Origin of the sequence: Taklimakanibacter albus, from assembly GCF_016595235.1 — a bacterium.
Classification (GTDB): domain Bacteria; phylum Pseudomonadota; class Alphaproteobacteria; order Rhizobiales; family Aestuariivirgaceae; genus Taklimakanibacter; species Taklimakanibacter albus.
Window position 1 is genome coordinate 1,119,768 of record NZ_JAENHL010000006.1, and the last position, 22,376, is coordinate 1,142,143.

A 22,376-nucleotide genomic window follows, 5' to 3' on the forward strand; every position below is an offset into this window, starting at 1 on the left:
GTCGTGGGCCGCATCGGGCATATCTGATCTTCTTCCCGCTTGACCGGGACCCATCGGAAGCGCGAGTGTAGCCGCCTTCCAAAAGGTCCTCCATGCCGCAAAACATCACCCAGGGCTACAAGGCGCTGATGGCGAAAGCCGAGGCCGAAGTCGACAGCGTCAGCGCCGCCGAGGCGATCGCCCTGGCGAAACGCGACGACGTCGTGATCGTCTGCATCCGCGACATCCGTGAGCTCGAGCGCGAGGGCCGCATTCCCGGCTCCTTCCATGCGCCGCGCGGCATGCTCGAATTCTGGGTCGATCCCGAAAGCCCCTATCACAAGCCCATCTTCGCCGAGGACAAGACCTTCATCATCCATTGCGCCTCGGGCTGGCGCTCGCTGCTCGCCGGCGCGACGCTGACCGCAATGGGTCTCAAGCCGGTCAAGAACCTCAAAGGCGGCTTCACCGCCTGGAAAGCGGCGGGCGGCACGATCGAAAGCTTGCCGGCCCGCAAATAACAAAAGGGGAGGTCCTATGGCGAAGCTCCATCTCGTCATCGGCAATAAGAACTATTCGTCCTGGTCGCTCAGGCCCTTCATGGCACTGAGCATGGCGCATATTCCCTTCGAGGAATCGATCATCCCGCTCCAGCGCCCCGACACCAAAAGGCGCATCCGCGAGCATTCGGGAGCGGGCAAGGTGCCTGTGCTGAAGCACGGCAAGCTCACCGTCTGGGAATCGATCGCCATCCTCGAATATCTGGCCGAGATGTTTCCCGACCGCCGGCTGTGGCCCGACGGCAAGGCCGCCCGCGCCGCGGCGCGCTCGATGGCGAATGAGATGCATTGCGGCTTCGCCGCCTTGCGCAACGCCTGTCCGATGAATCTGAAGCGGCCGCGCAAGGCGATCTCGTTGAGCGAGGAGGTCAAGGCCGACATCGCGCGCATCGATGGCCTCTGGCGTGATTGCCGGAAGTCCTACGGCAAAAAGGGCAGATTCCTGTTCGGCGCCTTCGGCAATGCCGACGCCATGTATGCGCCGGTGGTGACCCGCTTCGACACCTATGACATCAAGGTGTCGCCCGAAAGCCGCGCCTATATGGATGCCGTCCTGGCGACGCCCGCATTCCAGAATTGGAAGAAGGCGGCGCTCCAGGAGAAATGGGTCCTGGACGACGTCGAGGTTGCCTGAAGCTAGTTCTTCAACAGGAACGTCACCTTCATATTGATGCGCCATTCGGCGATCTTGCCGTTCTTGACCGTCGCCTTGATGTCCTGGACCCACACGCCCTCGACCTGGTCGAGCGTCTGATCGGCGCGCTTGATGCCCTGTTCGATGGCGTCCTCGATGCTTTTCGAGGAGGCGCTGGTGAGTTCGATGACTTTGGCGACGCTCATGGTCAATCTCCCGGTTATTCACACCAATTTGCGGAAAACCCGAAGGCGGGCGTTTGTCCGCGGGGGCGGATCGTAGCATAATATCCGGCCATTCATAGATTTTGACCGGACCATGCCTCTCCACATCATCAAGCTCTCCGTCGGCAGCGAAGACATCGACGACATGTATAAATGGCTCAAGGACTCGAAAGCCGGGCGCGACGAGTTCAGCCATACGACCCGCATGTTTCCGCGCCGGAAGGAGGAGATCATCCCCGGCGGCTCACTCTATTGGGTGATCCGCGGCGCCGTACTCTGCCGCACACCGATCGCCGACCTCGTGCCGGTGACCGGCAAGGACGGCATCGAGCGCTGCCGCATCGAGCTCAAGCACCAGATATTCCCGGTCCAGCCGATACCGCGCCGCGCCTTCCAGGGCTGGCGCTATTTCAAGGACGAGGACGCCCCGCGCGATCTGCCCAAGGGTGATCGGGCCAAGGACATTCCGCCCAAGATGCGCAAGGAGCTCCTCGAGCTCGGCCTCCTATGAGCGCCGCCCAAATCCGCCAGTTGACGGTAAAGGATGATCTAAGCGAGGCAACGAAGCTTCTCATCCGCTTCTTCCGCGAGGAGCAGTTCGACACGCCGGACGAAATCATTGAGCGGAACACCGCCACCCTGGCCGGCCTCGACACCTGCGGCCTGTTCATCGCCGAGGCGGACGGTCGGACCATCGGCGTCGCCACCGTGTCGCTCGAATTCGGCGTCGAATTCGGCTGGGGTGCGGAGATGGGCGATCTCTATGTGCTGCCCGATTGGCGCGGCAAAGGCGTGTCGCGCCGGCTTGTCCAGGCGATCGAGGACTTCCTCAAAGACCGCGGTGCCAGCTTCTACCAGGTCACCGTCACACCCTATGCGCGTGACGCCCACGATCTCGGCAAGTTCTATGAAGGCCTGGGCTTCGGCAGTGAAGGCCGGCTGATCCTGGCCAAGGCACTCTAAACCGCGATATTGTCGATGAGCCGCGTCGTGCCGAGCCAGGCCGCCGCAAGGAGGCGCAGAGGCTCGTCGGGGCTTTTGGGCAGGGCGAGCGTCTCGGCATTGCGGGCCGCCACGTAATCGACCTTGAAGCCCAGCAGTGCCAGCGACCGCCTGGCCGCCGCCGTGGCGCGGCTCGGCTTCTGGCCGGCATTGATCTTGCGGGCGGCATTGACGAGCCGCTGATGCAGGCCCGCCGCCTGATGATGCTCGGTTTTACTTAAGTAGGCATTGCGCGAGGAGAGGGCGAGGCCGCTTTCCTCGCGGACCGTCGGCACGCCGATGACCTTGATCGGCAGATCGAGGTCGCGGGCCATGCGCGTCACCACCATCAGTTGCTGATAGTCCTTCTCACCGAACATGGCGAAATCGGCCCCGGACTGGGTGAAGAGCTTGGCGACGACGGTGGCGACACCGTCGAAGAATTGCGGGCGGTATTTGTCCTCGAGCCCGACCTTGGCGGGCCCCGCCATGACGACGCTGGTCGCAAAGCCGGGCGGATAGATGTCCTCAGGCGCCGGCGCGAAGACCAGATGCGCGCCCGCTTCCGCGAGCATCGCGACATCGGCGGCCTCGGTGCGCGGATAGCGGCCGAGATCCTCATGGGCGGCGAATTGCTTCGGATTGACGAAGATCGTCGTCAGCACCCGGTCGGCATGTTTGAGGCCTTCCTTGACCAGGGTGATATGGCCCTGATGCAGCGCGCCCATGGTCGGGACGACGGCATAAGTGAGCCCCTCAGCCCGCCAGCCAGCCGTTTCTTTGCGCAAATCTAGAATGTTACGGACGATGTTCAGAGTCATTTCCGATTTGCCTCAGAGATGCTAACCAGTGGCCCCCGCACAGCATCATTCGGCATCATGACCACTATCCCAGTCCTTCCCAGCCGCGCCCCGATCTCGAAACTTCTCTTTGCGGACGAAACCGCCCTCGTCAAGTCGTTGAGCGCTGACGCAAGGTTGACGCCCGAGCAGTCGCGCCAGGTGGCCGAGCTCGCCCGCCAGCTCGTCGCGGCGGTCCGGGCCGGGCGGCGCCAGCAGGGCGGTATCGACGCCTTCATGCAGGAATATTCGCTCTCTTCCGAAGAGGGCGTCGTGCTGATGTGCCTTGCGGAAGCGCTTTTGCGCATTCCCGATGGCGAGACGGCCGACAAGCTCATCGCCGACAAGATCGGCGGCAAGCAGTGGGACCGCCATATCGGCCAGTCGGAATCGCTCTTCGTCAATGCCTCCGCCTGGGGCCTCATGCTCACCGGCCGCTTCGTGCAGCTGGGGCAGGGCACCACCACCGATATCGGCAGCTATCTGAAGCGCTTCGTCTCGCGCTCGGGTGAGCCCTTCATCCGCAATGCGATGAAGCATGCGATGCGCATCATGGGTAAGCAGTTCGTGCTCGGCCGCACCATCGATGAAGCGCTCGACATAGCGAAGCCGCTCGAGGCGCAGAACTACCGCTTCTCCTTCGACATGCTGGGCGAGGCCGCCTTCACGGCGGAGGACGCGCGCCGTTATCTGAAGGCCTATGAGAATGCCCTCAAGGTGGTCGGATCACGCGCCGGCTCGGGCGGCGCCGACGGCATCTTCGGCAAGCCGTCGATCTCGGTGAAATTGTCGGCGTTGCATCCGCGTTACGAGGAGAAGCAGGAAGCCCGGACCATGGCCGAGCTCCTGCCGCGTGTCGTCGAGCTCGCCCGTCAGGCCAAGGCGCTCGATGTCGGCCTCACTGTCGACGCCGAGGAAGTGAACCGGCTCGATCTGTCTCTCGAATTGTTCGGCCGTCTCGCCCACGATCCTTCGCTCAAAGGCTGGAACGGCTTGGGCCTTGCGGTCCAGGCCTATGGCAAACGCGCCAAGCCGGTGCTGCAGTGGCTCGCCGATGTCGCGAGCCAGACGGGCCGCAAGCTGCCGGTGCGCCTCGTCAAGGGCGCCTATTGGGACACCGAGGTGAAGCGGGCCCAGGAAGCGGGCCTCGAAGGCTATTCGCTGTTCACCCGCAAGGTGTCGACCGATCTCTCCTATCTCGCTTGTGCCAAATATCTGCTGTCGCGCCGCGAGGTCTTCTATCCGCAATTCGCCACCCACAATGCCCATTCGCTGGCGGCGATCGCGGTGATGGCGGGTGATGACCGTTCCTATGAATTCCAGCGCCTCCACGGCATGGGCCAGGCGCTTTATGAGGAAGTGGCGCGCATTCCGAGAATGCGCCAGCCCTGCCGCATCTACGCGCCGGTCGGCAGCCATGAGGATCTGCTCGCTTACCTCGTCCGCCGGCTCCTCGAAAACGGCGCCAACACCTCCTTCGTCAACCGCCTCGCCGATGACGAGGCGCCGATCGGCGAGATCATCGCCGATCCGGTCGAGCAGGTGGCGGGCCTCAATTCGATCCCGCATCCGCGCATTCCGCTGCCGCGCGACATCTTCGCGCCGCGCATCAATTCGAAAGGTTATCCCATGTGGGATGACCGCACCCGCGAGACGATGCTCGCCGATATCGGCAAGGTGCTGGCAAAACCGGTCAAGGCCACCGCGCTGGTCAGCGGCAAAGCCGGGAAGGGCGGCCCGGTGCGCGCCATCACCTCGCCGCATGATCGCGGCGTCCAGATTGGCGAGGTTATCGAGGCCGACGAGAAGGCGATCGCCCAGGCGATGACGGATGCCGCCAAGGCCAATGGCGCGTGGAATGCGCGGGGCGGCGCGGCGCGCGCGCAAATCCTCGAAAAGGCGGCCGATCTTTACGAGGCCAATACCGGGCAGTTCATGGCGCTGCTCATCCGCGAGGCCGGCAAGTCGCTCGACAATGCGCAAGCCGACCTGCGCGAGGCGGTCGACTTCCTGCGTTATTATGCCGAGCGCGCCCGCAAGGATTTCGAGGCTCCGCAACGCCTGCCCGGACCGACGGGTGAATTGAACGAGATCTCCCTCAATGGCCGCGGCGTCTTCGCCTGCATCAGCCCGTGGAACTTCCCGCTCGCGATCTTCACCGGCCAAGTGGCGGCGGCGCTTGCCGCCGGCAATGCGACCATCGCCAAGCCGGCCGAGCAGACGCCGCTCATTGCCTATGAGGCGGTGAAACTGCTGCACGAAGCAGGCGTTCCGCCGGACGTTCTGCATTTCCTGCCCGGTGACGGCGCCCGCATCGGCAAGATCCTGCTGGCGCATCCCGCACTCTCGGGCGTCGCCTTCACCGGCTCGAACGACACGGCCTCGATCATCAACCGCTCGCTCGCCGCCCGCGACGGCGCCATCCTGCCGCTCATCGCCGAGACCGGCGGCATGAATGCGATGATCGTCGATTCATCCGCTTTGCCTGAGCAGGCGGTGCGCGACGTGCTGGCATCAGCCTTCGACAGCGCCGGCCAGCGCTGCTCAGCGGCGCGCGTGCTGTTCGTCCAGGAGGACATTGCCGGGCGCATGATCCCGATGCTCGAAGGCGCCATGGCCGAGCTCACCATCGGCGATCCGCTCGATTTCGCCACCGATGTCGGCCCGGTGATCGACGAGGACGCCCGCACCATGCTCAACGATCACAAGAAGCGCATGGCGGCAGAGGCCAGGACCATTCTCGACATGCAGCTGCCCGCCGCCACCAAGGCCGGCACTTTCGTGTCGCCGGCGGCTTATGAGATCCCGAAGCTCTCGATCCTCAAGCGTGAGGTGTTCGGGCCCGTTTTGCACGTGGTGCGTTTCGCCGGTGACCGGCTGGGCGAGGTTTGCGACGCGCTCAATGAGACCGGATTTGGTCTGACGCTGGGCCTCCATACCCGCATCGAAACGACGGTGGCGGAAGTGCGGGCCCGCGCCCGTGTCGGCAACATGTATGTGAACCGCAACCAGATCGGCGCCGTGGTCGGCGCCCAGCCCTTCGGCGGCGAAGGCCTGTCGGGGACCGGCCCCAAGGCCGGCGGCCCGCATTATCTCAACCGCTTCGCCACCGAGCGTGTCTGCTCGGTCGATACCACGGCCTCAGGCGGCAATGCCGCGCTGATGAGCATGGAAAGCGGCGGCGCCGAATGACGGAAAGCCGCTGCGACGTCGTCATCCTGGGAGCGGGACTGGCGGGCGCCGCGGCGGCTTGCATTTGCGCCGAGCGCGGCCTTTCGACCGTCATCCTCGAGGCGCGCGACCGCGCCGGCGGCCGTGGCTTCACGAGGCATTTCGCCGGCACCGACGATCTTCTCGAATTCGGCGGCGGCTGGATCGCGCCCTGGCATGATCGTATTCGTCACTATGCCGGACTGACCGGCGTCACGCTCAGGCCAACTCATCCGGTCACGGAGCATCGTGTCCATGGCGGCGGGCAGGTGATCACGTCGCCGGCGCTCCAGGTGATCAAGGCCGATGCCTTGCTTTATAAATCCGGCAAATCCTTTTCGGGCTCGCTGACGCAATATCTCGATCGTATTGGCGCATCGCCCGAGGATCGCGACTATGTGCTCGCCTGGTGGACGATCTCCGGCAATGGCGATCCCGATTTGATATTGGCGAGCGAGTTCCTGTCGAGCTGTTCTTATGGCGACGGGCGGCCTGAAAGCATGATGAGTGCGCTCGCGCATACGCTGGTGCCGGGCGCCGGTGTTCTCGCCGAGCGGATGATCGCGTCATCCGGGGCGACGCTGCATCTCGATGCCGAAGTCACGGCCGTCACGGATGGCACCGTCACTTGCGCCGATGGCCAGACTTTTGCCGCCCGCGCGGTGATCTCCTGCCTGCCGCTGAATGCCCTCGCATCGGTGAGCTTCAGCCCGGAGCTTTCAGCACCGAAGCGGCGGGCGATCGAACTCGGCCATGGCGGCCAATCGCTCAAGCTGTGGTTGAAGGTCAGAGGCGTCCGGCCCGGCATCCTGGCGAGCGGCGGTCCCGGCGGCCTGCGCTGGCTGTTCGCCGAACGCGAGGCGGGGGACGGCGCGACGCTGATCGTCGGCTTCGCTTTGGCCGATGGCTCGCTCGATCCCGGCGATCCTCAGTCGGTCGAGCGCTCGCTGGCCCGGTTCTTCCCGGAGGCGGAACTCATCGCCTGGGACGGGCATGACTGGATCGGCGATCCCTTCGCGCGCGGCACCTGGGTGGCGCTTCCGGCTGAGGAAAGCTGGATCTGCGATGCCGAAATCTGGCGCCCGGATGGGCGGGTCGCCTTCGCGACTTCCGATTTCGCCCCCGGTGCCGCCGGCTGGTTCGAGGGCGCCATTCTCGCCGGCGAGGCGGCCGCGCGCGAAATAATCCTTTGAATCGTGCTAGGCTTACCTATCTGTAGCCTCGTTTTGTGAGGAGGGCGGCGGATATGGCCACGGGCAAATCCAACGCGCCGGCGAAAACCGGCACGGCACCGACTGAGATTTCGCAGGCCGAGGACATTTCATCCTTCCTCGAGCAGGTGAAACGCATGCCGCCGGCCGAACGTGGTGCCGGCGGGCGCGGCCGGCTGATCTTCGCCATGGATGCCACCATGAGCCGGCAGCCGAGCTGGGACCGCGCGCTTCAGATCCAGAGCGAGATGTTCATCGAGACCGAGAAGATCGGCGGCCTCGACGTCCAGCTCGTCTATTTTCGCGGTTTCAACGAATGCCGCGCCTCGAAATGGGCGAGTGAGCCTTCGACGCTGGCGCAGCTGATGACCGGCGTCGATTGCCGGGGTGGCAATACGCAGATCGGCAAGGTGCTCAGCCATATCCGGCGCGCCGCGAGCGAGAACAAGATCAGCGCCGCCGTCTATGTCGGCGATGCGATGGAGGAGAATGTCGACCGCCTGTGCCAGACGGCGGGCGAGATCGGGCTCCTGAACGTGCCGATCTTCATGTTCCAGGAAGGCCGCGATGGCGTCACCGAGCAGGCCTTTCGTGAAATCGCCAAGCTGACCCGCGGCGCCTATTTCCGCCTCGATGCCTCCTCGGCCCGGCAGTTGCGCGAGCTTCTGGCGGCGGTCGCCGTCTATGCGGCGGGCGGGCGCCAGGCGCTGGCTGACCACAGCCGCGAGAAGGGCGGCACCGCCCGCCTTCTCCTTGAGCAGCTCAGGTGATAAGGGCCTGACATGCTCAATCTCGTCTATGCGCTGGCGATTGCCTTTGGCGGCTATTGGTTGTTGCGGCAATTCGTGGCGACGCCGGCCAGCCAGGCCGCCAAGTTCATGCGAAATGTCGGTGGCATGGCCCTCATCGGGGTGGCGGGTCTCCTCGCCATGCGCGGCAGCATAAATGTCGCCATCCCGATATTCGTCTTCGGGCTTGGCCTGATGGGGCAATCGGGCTTGTTCGGCGGCGCTTTTCCCTGGGGCCAGAAATCCTCCGGTCAGCGCTCGCGCGTCGCCACCAGCCTGCTCGCCATGGAGCTCGACCATGATTCCGGCCGCATGGATGGCCAGATTCTTGCCGGGCCGCTCAAGGGCCGGTTGTTGTCGGCGCTGAAGGAAGACGAGTTGAAGGCCTTCCACCGCCAATGCACCACCGTCAACGACCAGAGCCGGGCGCTGCTCGAGGCGTGGCTCGACCGCAGCAAGGCCGGCTGGCGCGAGACGTGGCAGGCGGGCCCGCGCGGCAACGGTGGAACACCGTCGGCTACGATGAGCCGCGCCGAGGCCTTGGCGGTGCTGGGGCTGAAGGAGGGCGCCAGCGAAGAGGACATCCGCGCCGCCCATCGCCGCCTGATGAAGGAGTTCCATCCCGACCGCGGCGGCTCCGACTATCTCGCCGCCAAGATCAACCAGGCCAAGGACATTCTGCTTTGAGTCTATTCGACGGCGTCCATGCGGTGCTTTATGCGCTCTTCGCCCGCAATGAAACCGTCGACCACGGCGCGATGACAGCGCAAGTCGATTTCTGCGCCGCGCGCGGTTGTCACGGCATCACCGTGCTCGGGCTTGCCACGGAAGTGTTGAAGCTGACTTTCGAGGAGCGCAGCCGTCTGATCGCGACCGTGGGGCGCGCCAATGCCGGACGTCTTCCGTTTTCCGTGACGATTGCGGGCAATAGCGTCGCCGAACAGGCGTCGCTCGCGGCTCACGCCGCCGATGCCGGGGCTGACTGGCTGATCCTGCAGCCGCCCATGGCCGGCACCTATGGCGCCGACATCTATCTCGATTTCTTCGCCCGCGTGGCGCGCACGACGACACTGCCGGTGGCGGTGCAGAACGCCCCGCAATATCTCGGCCGCGCTCTGTCCGGTGAGGATCTCGTGCGGCTCTCGGCCCAATGCCCCAACCTGGCGGCGGTCAAAGGCGAGGACGCGGCGCTGGGCATCCGCCGGATCATCGACATCGCCGGCGCCAGGCTCAAGGTGCTCGGCGGACGGGGAGGGCTCGAAATGACCGACTGCCTGCGCGCCGGCTGCTCAGGCTTCGTGCTGGCGCCCGATATCGCGCCGGTGGCGACGCGGATCTTCGATCATTGGCAGGCCGGCAGGACAGCCGAGGCTGACGCACTTTATGCCGAGATGTTGCCGGCGGTGACTTTCGTCATGCAGTCGCTCGAGCATCTCATCACCTATGGCAAGCGGATCTTCGCCGCCGAGGCCGGCATCACGGTGCATGATCGTCAGCCCTGCCTGCCTACGTCGGAGTTCGGGCTCGCCACAGCCGAGCGCTGGGCGAGGCGGCTGGCTGAGCTCGCGATCCACAAATCACCCTCACCCTGAGGCGCGAGCGAAGCGAGCCACGAAGGGTCTCCTCCAGCACTCTGGCTTCGTCCTGATGGATGCTTCGAGGGCCGCTTCGCGGCCACCTCAGCATGAGGGGTGTTGAATGAGGTCCTGCGACAATCGTCTAGGACTGCGGCGCGATCGTCGAGCAATCGACGCCCTTGCGCGACAAGGTCCGGCAAGCGGTCTTGGCGCTTTTGGCGGTGAAGCCCGACATGCGCGCACGGAAAATCGTCTCCTCGCCCTTCTTCACCTCGACCGTGAAGGCCTGTTTCGCGGCGAAGAGCTTGGGGCTGACATTGCGCGCCGCATACAGCGCGTCCTGCGCTTCCTTCTTGCTGCCATAGGCGCCGAGCTGGATATTCCAGGACGCATCGACCGAAGCGACGATGATCTGGCCACCTTGCGTGTCGGCGGGCTTCTTCACCTTGAAGGGAAGGCTGGTCGACATCGACGCCGTGACCGGCGCGGTGGCGGCCTGCGGCGCCTGGGGCACCACATCGGGGCTCGCGACTTCACCCGAGACACGGGCGAGATCGGCCTGGTCGGCGGAGACGGCGGCGAAAGTCGTGCCGGGCAGGCTGGAGGCATTCTCGGCCTGGGACGCCAGCTCGGCATTGTCGAGGCCGCCAATGTCGCCCTGGGCTTCCGGCATCTGGTCGTCATTGCGTCCGGCGCGCCGCTTCTTTTTCTCGGGCTTGCTGGCCGTGTCGGCGACGGGCGGCGTGGCGATGGAGGCGACCTGGATCTCCTCGCTCGGGCGCGGCTTGGTGCCCTCGATCGCGGCGGCGAGCTGGGTGCCGCCTTCGCATTTGGGGAACGCCTTGGTGAGCATGGCGATCATGTAGTTGTCGCGCGAGCGGCCGCTCTGGCCGCCCATCACCACGCCGATGATGCGCTTGTCGCCGCGTCTCGCCGAGGTGGTGAGGTTGAAGCCGGCGGCGCGGATATAGCCGGTCTTGATGCCGTCGGTGCCGTCGAAACGTCCGAGCAGGCGGTTATGGCTGCGGATCGTGCGCTTGCCGAACTGGAAAGAGGTGGTGCGGAAATAGGGGTAATATTGCGGGAAGTCGCGCTGCACCCGGAGGCTCAGCGTGGCCATGTCGCGCGCGGTGGTGACCTGACGCGGATCAGGCAGGCCCGAGGCGTTGCGGAACAGGGTGCGCGACATGCCGAGCGCCTTGGCCGTCCGGGTCATGCGCTGGGCGAAAGCCGTCTCGCTGCCCTCGATATGCTCGCCGATGGCGACCGCGATGTCGTTGGCGGAAAGCGTGATCAGGGCTTTGATCGCTTCCTCGACGCTCACCGTCTGGCCGGGCTTGACGCCGAGCTTGGTCGGCGGACGGCCGGCGGCGTAGCGCGATACGGTGATGCGGCTGTTGAGCGTGAGGCGACCCGCCTTCATCTCCTGGAACAGGATGTACAGCGTCATCACCTTGGTGAGGGAGGCCGGATAACGCGGGCCGTCGGCGTCACTGGAAAAAAGAATCTCGCCGGTGCGGGCATCGACCGCCAGCGCGGAGAACTTCACCTTAGCGGCAGCAGGTGAAATGGCGACGACGCCTATCAGAAGAAGCAACGCCAGGCTGACCATTACGCGGCGAAGCGCCGTCCATACCATCATAGAAATCCCCTGATGCGGAACGAATCCCGCTTCCTTTACCTATTCTAATGCCATCCGGCGACCGAAATCGGATTAATTCAACCAGAGCCTGATCTAGTCCTTTAATCCTGTCGCAGCCGCCAGCCGCCCACTCAGCCGGCAATTTCGCTCATACGCACTACTATTTTGTAAACTGGAATTTTCCGCACAGTCAGAAAAATTGTGCACTGCAAAATAATCCTTGACTGTTATGGTGCAGTGCATATATTGCCTTGCATCAACAGTCGCGTTGCATACCCCCAATTCCAGCAGGAGAATTCCTCAATGATCAAGTCGTTCGAAGATTTCCAGGCGCTCGGCAAAGACAGCGTTGACGCCTATGTCGCTTCCGCCACCGCGTTCAGCAAAGGCCTGCAGACGATCACGGCCGAAGCCGTCGATTTCTCGCGCAAGTCGTTCGAGCGCGGCACCCAGGCTTTCGAGAAGGCCTCTTCGGCCAAGTCCTTCGACAAGGCTCTCGAAGTCCAGCAGGGCTATGCCAAGGAAGCCTATGAGGCTTTCCTCGGCCAGATGAACAAGTTCGGCGAGCTCTATGTCTCGACCGCGAAGGAAGCTTATAAGCCCTTCGAGGCGAAGATTGCCGCCCTGACGCCGAAAGTGACAAAGTAAGTCTGATTTTCATTTCAGGCTTTTTGAGCCCGGGGACTTCCGTCTCCGGGTTTTCTTTTATTTGTGCCGGTTTTGCCCAAAAAGCCGCCAGATTGGTATCAATTGGGGCGAGCCATGCGGCCCCGGTGCGGGCGTGACGCAAAATCGCCGCCTTTAACCTCTCCCATTCCTGCCTCGAGCGCATATATAATCAGACACATGAGCCAGCGAGACTCGAAACACGACAATGGACAGACGGGTGTCATCACCCGGACGGCGCCCAAGACGAAGAAGCCGTCACTGTACAAGGTGCTTTTGCTGAATGACGACTACACGCCCATGGAGTTCGTCATCGTCGTGCTGGAACGATTCTTCAACAAGGGCAGGGACGAGGCGACCCGGATCATGCTGCATGTGCACCAGAAAGGTGTCGGCATCTGTGGGGTCTACACGTTCGAGATAGCGGAAACCAAGGTGACGCAAGTCATGGACTTTGCGCGCAAGCACCAACATCCGCTACAATGCACGATGGAAAAGGAATAGGAGCTTCAGAGGGTGCCCACATTCTCCCGCAGTCTAGAGAAGGCTCTCCACCGCGCGCTCGCTATCGCCAATGAGCGCAGCCACGAATATGCGACGCTGGAGCATCTGCTTCTCGCTTTGACCGACGACAAGGACGCCGCCGCCGTCATGCGCGCCTGCAGCGTCGATATCAGCATTTTGCGCCGTAATCTCGAAAGCTACATCGACAACGAGCTCGCCAATCTCATCGTCGACAATGTCAAGGAATCGAAGCCGACGGCCGGTTTCCAGCGCGTCATCCAGCGCGCCGTTATCCATGTCCAGTCTTCGGGCCGGGACGAGGTGACCGGCGCCAATGTGCTCGTCGCCATCTTCGCCGAGCGCGAAAGCCATGCCGCCTATTTCCTGCAGGAGCAGGACATGACCCGCTATGACGCGGTCAACTACATCTCGCACGGCATCGCCAAGCGCGCCGGCCTGGCAGACTCGCGGCCCGCCCGCGGCGTCGAGCAGGACCAGCAGAACAGCGAAGGCGAGACCGGCGACCCCAAGAAAAAGAACGAGGCCGACGCGCTCGAAGCCTATTGCGTCGATCTCAACAAGAAGGCGGCCGAAGGCCATATCGACCCGCTGATCGGGCGCGAGCAGGAGGTCAACCGGACCATTCAGATCCTGTGCCGGCGCCAGAAGAACAACCCGCTTTTCGTCGGCGATCCGGGCGTCGGCAAGACCGCCATCGCCGAAGGCCTGGCGCGCCGCATCATCAATGGCGAAGTACCCGAGGTGCTCAAAGACTGCACCATCTATCAGCTCGACATGGGAGCACTTCTCGCCGGCACCCGTTATCGCGGTGATTTCGAGGAACGGCTCAAGGCGGTGATCAAGGAGATCGAGCGCCAGCCGGGCGCCATCATGTTCATCGACGAGATCCACACGGTGATCGGCGCCGGTGCTACGTCAGGCGGCGCGATGGACGCGTCGAACCTGCTCAAACCCGCGCTCGCCGGCGGAAACCTGCGCTGCATCGGCTCGACCACCTACAAGGAATACCGCCAGCATTTCGAGAAGGACCGCGCTCTGGTGCGGCGCTTCCAGAAGATCGACGTCAACGAGCCGACGGTCGAGGATGCGATCAAGATCCTGAAGGGCCTCAAGCCCTATTTCGAGGAGTTCCACAAGGTCCGCTATACTGATGACGCCATCGAGACGGCGGTGCAGTTGTCGGCCCGTTACATGAGCGACCGCAAGCTGCCCGACAAGGCGATCGACGTGATCGACGAGACCGGTGCGGCGCTGATGCTGCTGCCCGAGAACAAGCGCAAGGCGGTGATCGGGGTTCCCGAGATCGAGGAAACCGTCGCCACGATGGCGCGTATTCCGCAGAAAACCGTGTCGAAGGACGACGCGACCGTGCTGCAGGAGCTCGACAAAGAGCTGAAGCGCATGGTCTTCGGCCAGGACAAGGCGATCGGCGCCCTCGCCAGCGCCATCAAGCTCGCCCGCGCCGGTTTGCGCGAACCCGAAAAGCCGATCGGCAGCTATCTGTTCTCAGGCCCGACAGGTGTCGGCAAGACGGAAGTCGCCAAGCGGCTCGCCGAGGTGCTGGGCGTGAAGCTCCTGCGCTTCGACATGTCGGAATATATGGAGCGCCATTCGGTGTCGCGCCTGATCGGCGCGCCTCCGGGTTATGTCGGCTTCGACCAGGGCGGCCTGCTCACCGATGGCGTCGACCAGAATCCCTATTGCGTGCTGCTCCTCGACGAGATCGAGAAGGCGCATCCGGATCTCTTCAACATCCTGCTGCAGGTCATGGATCACGGCAAGCTGACCGACCACAACGGCAAGACGGTCGAGTTCCGCAACACCGTGCTGATCATGACCACCAATGCCGGCGCCCAGGATCTCGCCAGGGCGGCCTTCGGCTTTACCCGTAGCGTGCGTGAGGGCGATGATCAGGAAGCGATCAGCCGCATGTTCTCGCCGGAATTCCGCAACCGCCTGGACGCGATCATTCCCTTCGACCATCTGCCGCCGGAAGTGGTGCGCAAGGTCGTCGAGAAGTTCATCCTCCAGCTCGAGGCGCAGCTGTCCGAGCGCCAGATCAATATCGAGCTTTCCGAGGAAGCCGGCAACTGGCTGGCCGAGAAGGGCTATGACCAGCAGATGGGGGCGCGGCCCTTGGCCCGCGTCATCCAGGAATATGTGAAGAAGCCGCTGGCCGAAGAGGTTCTGTTCGGCAAGCTCACCAAAGGCGGCACCGTGCGCATCCTGTTCGAGAAGGGCGAGGACGGCGAAGGCAAGCTGCATTTCGACTATCTCGGCCGCGACGAGGAAAAGGCGCTGCCCAAGCCGCCTGACCGCAAGGCGCTGCCAAAGTCGTCGGCCGCCAAGCCGCGCAAGACACCGAAGAAAAAAGAGAAGCTGAATTAACCGCCTGACGGTTAAGGGCCCGCTCCAAGGACACTGGAGCGGGCCTTTTACTTTGTCCGGCGCGCGCAGCGCTGCCTCGATCAACGCTTGAGCTTACAATGTTAAGCCAATGATATTTCGTTATAAATTGCGTCAATCTTGATCAGCTCCACACGTCATGGCCGCCCTTGAGGCGGCCATCCAGCTTCTCAGCCATGACGAGTGGGCGGTGGTTTACTTCAGTCCGATCTTGTCGCGCGGCGGCCCGGGGAAATCGGCATAGGCCGGCAGGTTGTCGGAATGGCCAAGGAGGTCACGCACCGCCCGCGACGCCTGGTCGATCGCCGAATGCGCATAGGCATAGGCACCCGCATCGGCATTGGCGATGGCGATCCGGCCCCAGGATTTGCGCGCGGTTTCGATCGGCAGGGCGCCGTCGGGCCAGTACTGATCCCAGGGGCGCATATATTCGTAGGCATAGCCATGCGACCAGCGGTTGGCGGTGATCGCCTCGACATCACGCGCCGGGTCGAAGCCGCCGCCGGCCAGAGCGCGGCCCAGCATGTCGCGGATCTCGCGCTCCATTTCCTCGAAGGTGAGCTGGGTCAGATAACGCCGCCCGGCGAGACACTGGTCGCGGGTCGAGACGCCGGCCTCGCCGGTGAGCGGCACCTTGGAGAGATGCAGCAGCACCGGATCGCTTGGCGTATCGGCGAATTTGTAGTCGCCCATGCTGACCGGGAAATCGATCGAAGCGCCGTGCCAGAAGGAGGAGGGCGCCTCGAAGCGGCTGATGCCCAGTTTGGCGAAGGCCTCCCAGTTGCGGATCAGTACATTGGTGTAGATCAGCGGCACTTTCTGCTGGTCGTTGAGCGCCTCGACCTGCTCCTTGCCGAGCTCGGTGGTGAGATAGGGAATGACGCGATGCCAGCAGGCGAGCACCACATGGCCGGCCGCTACGGTCTTGAGCTTGCCGTCGGCGGAATAGGTGACGGTCACCGACTTGGCGCTGTCGGGGCTGCCGTCATGGGCAACCTTCACAACGGAAGAATTGAGGCGCAGGCGCACCGGCGCACCGTCCTGATCGAGCTTGCCGTAATCGACCGCCGCCAAGGCCAGGCTTTCCATGCCTTGGCCGGGCAAGGCATCGGGGATCAACGCGCGGACCAGCGAGCGGGCGACACCGGCATTGCCGTCCGGGAAATGGAAAATATAGGGGTCGGGATCGGTGAGAGCGAGCCGGCCGCTCGGGCTCATCGAGCGGTGTGGCGTCTCGCCCAGATCCATGCCGCCGAAGCCCGGATTCCAGTTGCCCCAGGCATCGGCCGCCGTGGTGCCGTCGATACCCATGCCGAAATAACCTTCGGTCGAGTTCTGGAAATAGGTGACGAGCTGCGGATCATAGCCGCAGATATCGGTGAGGAACTTGGCATAGGTCGTTTCCGACAGTGTCTTGAGCTTCTCCTCGCGAGTCTTGCCGGGCAGATAGTCGCGCGGCGCGTCGATGAGCTCGATCAGATCGCGTTTGGCCTTGTCGTTGAGCGGCGACTTCGGCACCCAGTCGGCGGCCTTCTCCTCTTCCTTGACGAGGGCGTCGGCGCCGAACAGCTCCTTGCGGAAGAAGGTGCCGGCGCCGAGCCCGCGCTTCTTGCCCCAGTCCTGGTCGTAATAGGTCTTGAATTTCTCGGTATCGACCGCGATGTCGGCCAGAAGCTGCTTGACCGCGGCTGAGAAGTAACTCGGTGTCTGCAGCGATTGCGAACCGCCATAGCCGATGATTTTCCTGCCATTGCTGGCGGTGAATTCGTTGCGCCGGGCATGACCACCGAAATCATCATGGTTCTCGAGAATGAGGACCTTGGCCTTGCCGCCCGATTGCTGCCGGTAGAGATAGGCCGCCGCGAGCCCGCTGATGCCGCCGCCGACCACCACGAGATCGTACGTTTCGCCCGACGCTTCCGGCGCACCGGCTTTGTCCCAGAAGGTGCCGTCGCGCACCGCATGCATGACGGAGAAGGAATTGGGATTGTGACCGCGAAGGCCGGTGAGGCCGGGCGGATAGGCAGTGCCTTCGGCGCGCGCCGGGGAGCCCGAAAAGCCCATGCCACCGAGGGCGCCGGCCGACAGGGCGCCGGCGGTCAAAGCGACGCCGTTCAGGAAGTCACGCCGCGAGATGGCGCGATCCATACCGAGGGCTTTGTCGCGTGATGAGTGCTGTGTCATGGGTTCCTCCGCTTGAAATCTTCTGTGCAACAGGATTGCAGGAGGTTTTCTGCTTCGACAATCGGGAAACCATTTCCGTCTTCGACGCTGCTTGGTATAGAGATAGCGTCAAATCGCGTCACATCATGTCCTCAGACCAGCTTGCCGCCAATCTCAGACTCCTGACCAGCTATGGGCGCTCGGTAGCCGATATCTGCCGCAAGGCTGGGTTCAACCGCCAGCAATTCACCAAATATCTCTCCGGCGCGGCGCGCCCGTCGCTCGCCTCGCTGCGCCGCATCTGCGATTTCTTTGGGGTCGAGGAGCACGAGATCCTGCGCGATGAGGAGGCCTTCCGCGCACTGATCCGGCTCAGGCCGCCACGGCTCGGAAAGACCGAGGACGATCCGGTGACGCAGTTCTTCACCACGCTCGCCGGCCGGCATGATCTCGAGGCGGCGGCGAAGCTAGCCGGCTACTATTTTCTGCATATGCAGGACGAGCCGCGCTCGCCCACCATCACCCGCAGTCTGCTGCGCATGCGGCCCGAGGCGCGCTGCCTGGCGATCAAGGGCATCGAGCGTTTTTCGGCCAATGTGCCGGGCCTGCCGCGCGTCCTCAAATATGCGGGTTTCGCCGTCGTCAGCGAGGGCCGCGTCTATGTCGCGGTGGACGAGATCCTAGCGCACCGCTCCTTATGGTTCGGCATGCATTATGCGAGCGACTTCAGCGGCGTCAGTTTCCTCAATGGCCTGAGCCTCGGCATCGACCCGCAGAGCCGGCGCGAGATCCTCGCCGCCCGTATGATCCTGCAGTTTCTGGGACCCAGCATCGACATCAAACGCGAGCTCAAGCGCTGCGGCGCCTTGCCGTTGGATTCACCCGACATCGACCCGGTCGTGCGCTATGCGACGCGCAACGATCTGACGCCCGGCGAGACCGTCCTCATGCCGCGACTGTGACCGAGGGGACCACGATGAGCGAGTACGGACTTCGCCTGCGTTACAGGCCGGACGACGAATGGTTCGGAGAGGTCGACGCCGTCGTCAATACGGATATGTTTTCAGGCACCGGCTCGGCCTGGTTCGACCGGCTGCATGTGAAAGAGACATTCGTCGCGACCCTACGCGCCTACCCGTTGTCGAAAGAGAATCTGCCCCTGATCGAGGGAGGATTCTGGAACGGGAAAACCCCTGAGAAGATCGAACAATGCCACCTTCGCATCGCCGTGCGACCTTACAATCTCAGCGGTACGCTCCTGGTCCAAGTCGACCTTGCCACCCGGAGCCATGCCTCTCCAGACATCGACTTGCAGCAATCCGTCACGGCCCGGTTTCTGACAACCTACGCCGCTCTCGAGGCCTTTGCGCGTGAGCTCGATCAGGTCCTGGAGGGCAATCGGGAATGGGCCATGCTGGCGAGCCGGGTGGATTAGCTCAATCGAGCCCGATCCGGTCGCGCGGCGGTCCTGGGAAATCGGCGAAAGCAGGAAGTTTCGGCGAATGGCCGAGGAGGTCGCGCACCGCGCGCGCCGCCTGGTCGATGGCGCAATGGGCATAGGGGTAGGCGCCGGAGTCGGCATTGGCGATGGCGATGCGTCCCCAGCCTTTGCGCGCCGTCTCGATGGGGAGCGGACCGTCGGGCCAGAATGAATCCCAGGGCCGTTTATATTCGCGCGCATAACCATGCGCCCAGCGATTGACGGTGATCGCCTCGATGTCGCGCGCCGGGTCAAAGCCGCCGCCTGAAAGCGCCCGGCCGAGCAGATCACGGATCTGGTGCTCCATCTCCTCGAAAGTGAGCTGCATCAGGAGACGCCGGCCGGCGAGGCTCTGCGTGCGGGGATCTTCGCCCTTACCGCCGAGCGGCACCTTGAACAGCGACAGCAGAACCGGATCGGCGGGCGTGCGGGCGAAACGATAACGCCCCATGCTGACCGGGAAATCCAGCGTGGCTCCGTGCCAGAAAGCGCCCGGCGACTTGAAGCCGCGAATGCCGAGCCGGGCGAGGGAGCGCCAGTCCCGGATCAGCACATTCGCCACCACCAGTGGGACTTTCTGCTGATCATTGAGGGCGTCAATCTGGGCCGGCGCGATCTCCGGGCAGAGATAGGGAATGACGCGATGCCAGCAGGCGAGCACGACATGTCCGGCCTCTACCGTCCTGAGCTTGCCCTTGTCGACATAGGTTACGGTCGCCGCTTCGGCGCCGTGATGCGCCACTTTCACCACCGGTGCATCGAGCCGGAGACGCACATCGCGGCCCGGTGTGTCGAGCCGGCCATATCTGGCTCGGGTGACGACCAGGCTCTCCATGCCGCGTCCGGGGATCGCATCGGGGATCATCGCGCGCAGCAAAGCGCGGGCGATGCCGGCATTGCCGTCGGGAAAATGGAAGATGTAAGGATCGAGATCGGTGAAGGCGCGCCGGGCGCTGGCGCTCATCATTTTGTGCGGCGCATCGCCGAGATCCATGCCCTCGAAGCCCGGTTCGCCATCGCCCCAGGCATCGAGCGCCGCGATGGCGTCGGCGCCGACGCCGAGAATTCCTTCGGTCGAGTCCTGGAAATAGGTGACAAGCTGAGGATCGTAAGCACAGATGTCGGTGAGGAATCGCGCATAGGTGGTGCGCGACAGTATTTCGAGTTTCTCAGGCCGCGACTTGCCGGAAAGATAATCGCGCGGGCGATCGATCAGCTCGATGAGGTCGTGCCGGGCCTTCTCGTTGAGCGGCGTCTCAGGCACCCAGTCGGCCGCTCTCTCCGTGATCTTCACCAGCCGGTCGGCGCCGAACTGCTCAGCGCTGAAGAAGGCCGCCGGTCCGAGCTTATGGCGGCGGGTCCAGTCCTGGTCGTAATAGGTTTCGAACTTGTCCAGATCCACCGCGATGTCGCGCAGAAGTTTGTGAACGGCGGGCGAGAAATAGCTCGGTGTCTGCAGCGATTGCGAGCCGGCATAGCCGATGATCTTGGCGCCGTTACGGGCGGTGAATTCGTTGCGCCTTGCATGGCCGCCGAAATCGTCGCTGGTTTCGAGGAGGAGCACCCGCGCCTTGGGACCGGCCTGCTGGCGATAGAGAAAAGCGGCCGCGAGCCCGCTGATGCCGGCGCCCACCACCACGAGGTCATAGGTTTCGTTGGTCGCTTCCGGCGTGCCGGCTGTTTCCCAGAACGTACCGTCACGCAGCGCATGCAGCGTTTGGAAAGAGGACTGTGTCTGCCCCCTGAGGCCGGTAAGCGCCGGCGGGTAGGGCGCCGCAGCCTGTGCGGGTCCCGCCCATGTCGATGACGCCATACCAGCGGCGGCGACCAGCATGCCGTCCAGAAAGTCGCGTCGCGTGATCTGGCGGGCCATGTCCGGCGCGCGCGGTCAGGTCTGCGGCGAGTTCAGCGCCTGCTTGATCATCTCGGCCTGGCGCGCGAGCAGCGCCATGTCGGCCATCTTGCCGGTATGCGCCCTGAGATTCTCGCCGGCGCGCCTGGGGATCACATGGACATGGAGGTGAAAGATCGTCTGGCCCGCCGCTGGTTCGTTGAACTGCTGGACCAGCACCCCCTCGGCGCCGAAGGCATCCTTCACGGCACGCCCGATGACCTGCACCGTTTCATAGAGGGCCTTGAAGGTGGCGGGATCGGCATCGAGCAGATTGCGCGAGGGCGCCCGCGGAATGACCAGCACATGTCCGTCGGCCTGCGGCATGATATCCATGATGGCGACCGTATCCTGATCCTCATAGACTTTGATGGCAGGAATCTCGCCGCGCAGGATCTTGGCGAGGATGTTGTTGGGGTCATAGGCGGGCATTGCGGTACTCCATCAAAAGTCGTCTTCGACAGCATTCCTGAATGGCGCGTGCTCGGCAAGGGCGCTCTGGTCCTCGGCCACCGCCTGGCGCTCGTGCTCGAGATAATCCGCCACCGCCCGCGCGAGGCCAGGATGGGCGAGATAATGCAGGCTGTGAGTGGTCTTGGGCAGATAACCGCGCGCCAGCTTGTGCGGCCCCTGGGCGCCGGCCTCCACCCGTGCGAGTTTGCGCGCGATGGCGAAGTCGATCGCCTGATAATAGCAGGCCTCGAAATGCAGATTGGCGTGCTGCTCGATCGCCCCCCAATTGCGGCCATAAAGCGCGTCCGAGCCGATGAAATTGAGGGCGCCGGCAATGATCCGCCCGGCGCGCCTGGCAAAGACCAACAGGACGTGATCGGCCATGCTTTCGCCGATCAGGCTGAAGAAGCGCCGCGTCAGATAGGGGCTGCCCCATTTGCGCGAGCCCGTATCCATGTAGAATTCGAAGAAATGGTCCCAATGGGTCTCGGTGATGTCGCGCCCGGTCACCCATTCGAGCGATATCCCGGCGGCGTGAACCGCCTCGCGTTCCTTGCGGATGTTCTTGCGCTTGCGCGAGGAGAGATCGGCCAGGAAGTCGTCGAAACTGCCATAGGCCTGGTTGAACCAGTGGAACTGGGTGTCGGTGCGCCTGAGCCAGGGCGCGGCGCCGAACTGCCGCCAGTCATCCTCGGGAAGGAAGGTGATGTGGACCGAGCTCGCCTCGGTCTGCGCGGCGAGCTGGCGGAGCCCAGTGAGGAGCGTGGCTTTGATCTCTGGCGTCGCCGCCAGGAGGCGCGGTCCGGTCGCCGGCGTGAACGGCACCGCGACCTGCAGCTTGGGGTAATAATCCCCGCCGGCGCGCTCAAAGGCATCGGCCCAGGCATGGTCGAAGACATATTCGCCATAGCTGTGCGTCTTGAGATAGGCCGGCGCCACCCCGACGATGGCCTCGGCATCGTCCTTCACCACGAGATGCCGGCCGAGCCAGCCGGTCTTGCGCACGGCTGAACCCGACTTTTCAAGAGCAGACAAAAATGCGTGCGATATAAAAGGGTTGAACGGGTTTCCTGAAGGGTTGGCGCAACTGTCCCAGGCCGTTGCCGGGACGCTGTCGATGCTGGAAACGGCTTCGATCTTCATGCCC

General features: G+C 63.7%; 21 protein-coding genes. 14 read left to right on the forward strand and 7 right to left on the reverse strand.

Features of this window, described 5'->3' with window-relative positions; translation table 11 throughout:
• Positions 1-92 precede the first annotated feature (92 nt).
• Both JHL16_RS10130 and JHL16_RS10135 read left to right on the forward strand, forming a co-directional pair.
• Complete coding sequence (locus JHL16_RS10130; RefSeq protein WP_200184705.1) at positions 93-500, forward strand: rhodanese-like domain-containing protein; 408 nt, start codon at positions 93-95, stop codon at positions 498-500.
• A 16-nt stretch (positions 501-516) separates the two neighbouring features.
• On the forward strand, positions 517-1,173 hold the full coding sequence (locus tag JHL16_RS10135) for a glutathione S-transferase family protein (RefSeq protein ID WP_200184706.1): 657 nt from the start codon (positions 517-519) through the stop codon (positions 1,171-1,173).
• Positions 1,174-1,175: 2 nt separating this feature from the next.
• Here JHL16_RS10135 and JHL16_RS10140 read toward each other — a convergent pair whose 3' ends face one another.
• Complete coding sequence (locus JHL16_RS10140) at positions 1,176-1,379, reverse strand: dodecin family protein (RefSeq protein WP_137854832.1); 204 nt, start codon at positions 1,377-1,379, stop codon at positions 1,176-1,178.
• A 112-nt stretch (positions 1,380-1,491) separates the two neighbouring features.
• Here JHL16_RS10140 and JHL16_RS10145 point away from each other — a divergent pair, with 112 nt between their 5' ends.
• Positions 1,492-1,908 carry a DUF1489 family protein gene (locus JHL16_RS10145; RefSeq protein WP_200184707.1) on the forward strand — a complete coding sequence of 139 codons (417 nt, stop codon included), beginning with the start codon at positions 1,492-1,494 and terminating at the stop codon, positions 1,906-1,908.
• On the forward strand, positions 1,905-2,360 hold the full coding sequence (locus JHL16_RS10150) for a GNAT family N-acetyltransferase (RefSeq protein ID WP_200184708.1): 456 nt from the start codon (positions 1,905-1,907) through the stop codon (positions 2,358-2,360). The genes JHL16_RS10145 and JHL16_RS10150 overlap by 4 nt, the downstream gene beginning before the upstream one ends.
• On the opposite strand, the gene panC is transcribed toward JHL16_RS10150, so the two are convergent.
• Positions 2,357-3,199 carry a pantoate--beta-alanine ligase gene (gene panC / locus JHL16_RS10155; protein ID WP_200184709.1) on the reverse strand — a complete coding sequence of 281 codons (843 nt, stop codon included), beginning with the start codon at positions 3,197-3,199 and terminating at the stop codon, positions 2,357-2,359. The two genes, JHL16_RS10150 and panC, sit on opposite strands and share 4 nt — an antisense overlap.
• Before the next feature lie 57 nt (positions 3,200-3,256).
• Between panC and putA the strand changes: the two genes are divergently transcribed.
• From putA to JHL16_RS10175, 5 genes are read left to right on the forward strand one after another with little or no spacing between them, the layout of a single operon-like run.
• Positions 3,257-6,409, forward strand: a complete 3,153-nt coding sequence (gene putA / locus JHL16_RS10160; protein ID WP_200184710.1) for a bifunctional proline dehydrogenase/L-glutamate gamma-semialdehyde dehydrogenase PutA — start codon at positions 3,257-3,259, stop codon at positions 6,407-6,409.
• Positions 6,406-7,620, forward strand: coding sequence for a flavin monoamine oxidase family protein (locus tag JHL16_RS10165; RefSeq protein ID WP_200184711.1), 1,215 nt, complete (start codon positions 6,406-6,408; stop codon positions 7,618-7,620). Before putA ends, JHL16_RS10165 begins: the two co-directional genes overlap by 4 nt.
• A gap of 53 nt (positions 7,621-7,673) precedes the next feature.
• Complete coding sequence (locus tag JHL16_RS10170) at positions 7,674-8,408, forward strand: vWA domain-containing protein (RefSeq protein WP_200184712.1); 735 nt, start codon at positions 7,674-7,676, stop codon at positions 8,406-8,408.
• A 12-nt stretch (positions 8,409-8,420) separates the two neighbouring features.
• Positions 8,421-9,113, forward strand: a complete 693-nt coding sequence (locus JHL16_RS34925; RefSeq protein WP_246770851.1) for a DnaJ domain-containing protein — start codon at positions 8,421-8,423, stop codon at positions 9,111-9,113.
• Positions 9,110-10,018: a dihydrodipicolinate synthase family protein gene (locus JHL16_RS10175; protein WP_246770852.1), complete on the forward strand. Its 909-nt coding sequence runs from the start codon at positions 9,110-9,112 to the stop codon at positions 10,016-10,018. The genes JHL16_RS34925 and JHL16_RS10175 overlap by 4 nt, the downstream gene beginning before the upstream one ends.
• 127 nt (positions 10,019-10,145) lie before the next feature.
• On the opposite strand, the gene JHL16_RS10180 is transcribed toward JHL16_RS10175, so the two are convergent.
• Positions 10,146-11,645, reverse strand: coding sequence for a serine hydrolase (locus tag JHL16_RS10180; protein ID WP_200184714.1), 1,500 nt, complete (start codon positions 11,643-11,645; stop codon positions 10,146-10,148).
• A 303-nt stretch (positions 11,646-11,948) separates the two neighbouring features.
• Between JHL16_RS10180 and JHL16_RS10185 the strand changes: the two genes are divergently transcribed.
• From JHL16_RS10185 to clpA, 3 genes are all read left to right on the forward strand, one after another.
• Positions 11,949-12,293, forward strand: coding sequence for a phasin family protein (locus JHL16_RS10185; RefSeq protein WP_137854820.1), 345 nt, complete (start codon positions 11,949-11,951; stop codon positions 12,291-12,293).
• Positions 12,294-12,491: 198 nt separating this feature from the next.
• A complete protein-coding gene (gene clpS, locus JHL16_RS10190) occupies positions 12,492-12,815 on the forward strand; it encodes an ATP-dependent Clp protease adapter ClpS (RefSeq protein WP_137854819.1) in 324 nt (107 codons plus the stop codon).
• Positions 12,816-12,827: 12 nt separating this feature from the next.
• The gene (gene clpA / locus JHL16_RS10195; protein ID WP_200184715.1) at positions 12,828-15,224 is read left to right on the forward strand and encodes an ATP-dependent Clp protease ATP-binding subunit ClpA; all 2,397 of its coding nucleotides are present in this window, start codon (positions 12,828-12,830) and stop codon (positions 15,222-15,224) included.
• Positions 15,225-15,437: 213 nt separating this feature from the next.
• Here the strand turns inward: clpA and JHL16_RS10200 are convergent, their stop codons facing one another.
• Positions 15,438-17,426, reverse strand: coding sequence for an NAD(P)-binding protein (locus JHL16_RS10200; RefSeq protein ID WP_200184716.1), 1,989 nt, complete (start codon positions 17,424-17,426; stop codon positions 15,438-15,440).
• 125 nt (positions 17,427-17,551) lie between these two features.
• Here JHL16_RS10200 and JHL16_RS10205 point away from each other — a divergent pair, with 125 nt between their 5' ends.
• Positions 17,552-18,367, forward strand: coding sequence for a helix-turn-helix domain-containing protein (locus tag JHL16_RS10205; protein ID WP_200184717.1), 816 nt, complete (start codon positions 17,552-17,554; stop codon positions 18,365-18,367).
• 14 nt (positions 18,368-18,381) lie between these two features.
• Positions 18,382-18,840 (forward strand): hypothetical protein, encoded by a 459-nt coding sequence (locus JHL16_RS10210; protein ID WP_200184718.1) that lies wholly within the window; start codon positions 18,382-18,384, stop codon positions 18,838-18,840.
• Position 18,841: 1 nt separating this feature from the next.
• Here the strand turns inward: JHL16_RS10210 and JHL16_RS10215 are convergent, their stop codons facing one another.
• Genes JHL16_RS10215 through JHL16_RS10225 form a run of 3 tightly spaced genes read right to left on the reverse strand, consistent with a single transcriptional unit; the run spans position 18,842 to position 22,372 of the window.
• Entirely contained in the window at positions 18,842-20,758 is a 1,917-nt protein-coding gene (locus tag JHL16_RS10215) for an NAD(P)/FAD-dependent oxidoreductase (RefSeq protein ID WP_200184719.1), read from the reverse strand.
• A 15-nt stretch (positions 20,759-20,773) separates the two neighbouring features.
• A complete protein-coding gene (locus JHL16_RS10220; RefSeq protein WP_200184720.1) occupies positions 20,774-21,208 on the reverse strand; it encodes an HIT family protein in 435 nt (144 codons plus the stop codon).
• Between the two features lie 12 nt (positions 21,209-21,220).
• The gene (locus tag JHL16_RS10225; RefSeq protein ID WP_200184721.1) at positions 21,221-22,372 is read right to left on the reverse strand and encodes a GNAT family N-acetyltransferase; all 1,152 of its coding nucleotides are present in this window, start codon (positions 22,370-22,372) and stop codon (positions 21,221-21,223) included.
• Positions 22,373-22,376 lie beyond the last annotated feature (4 nt).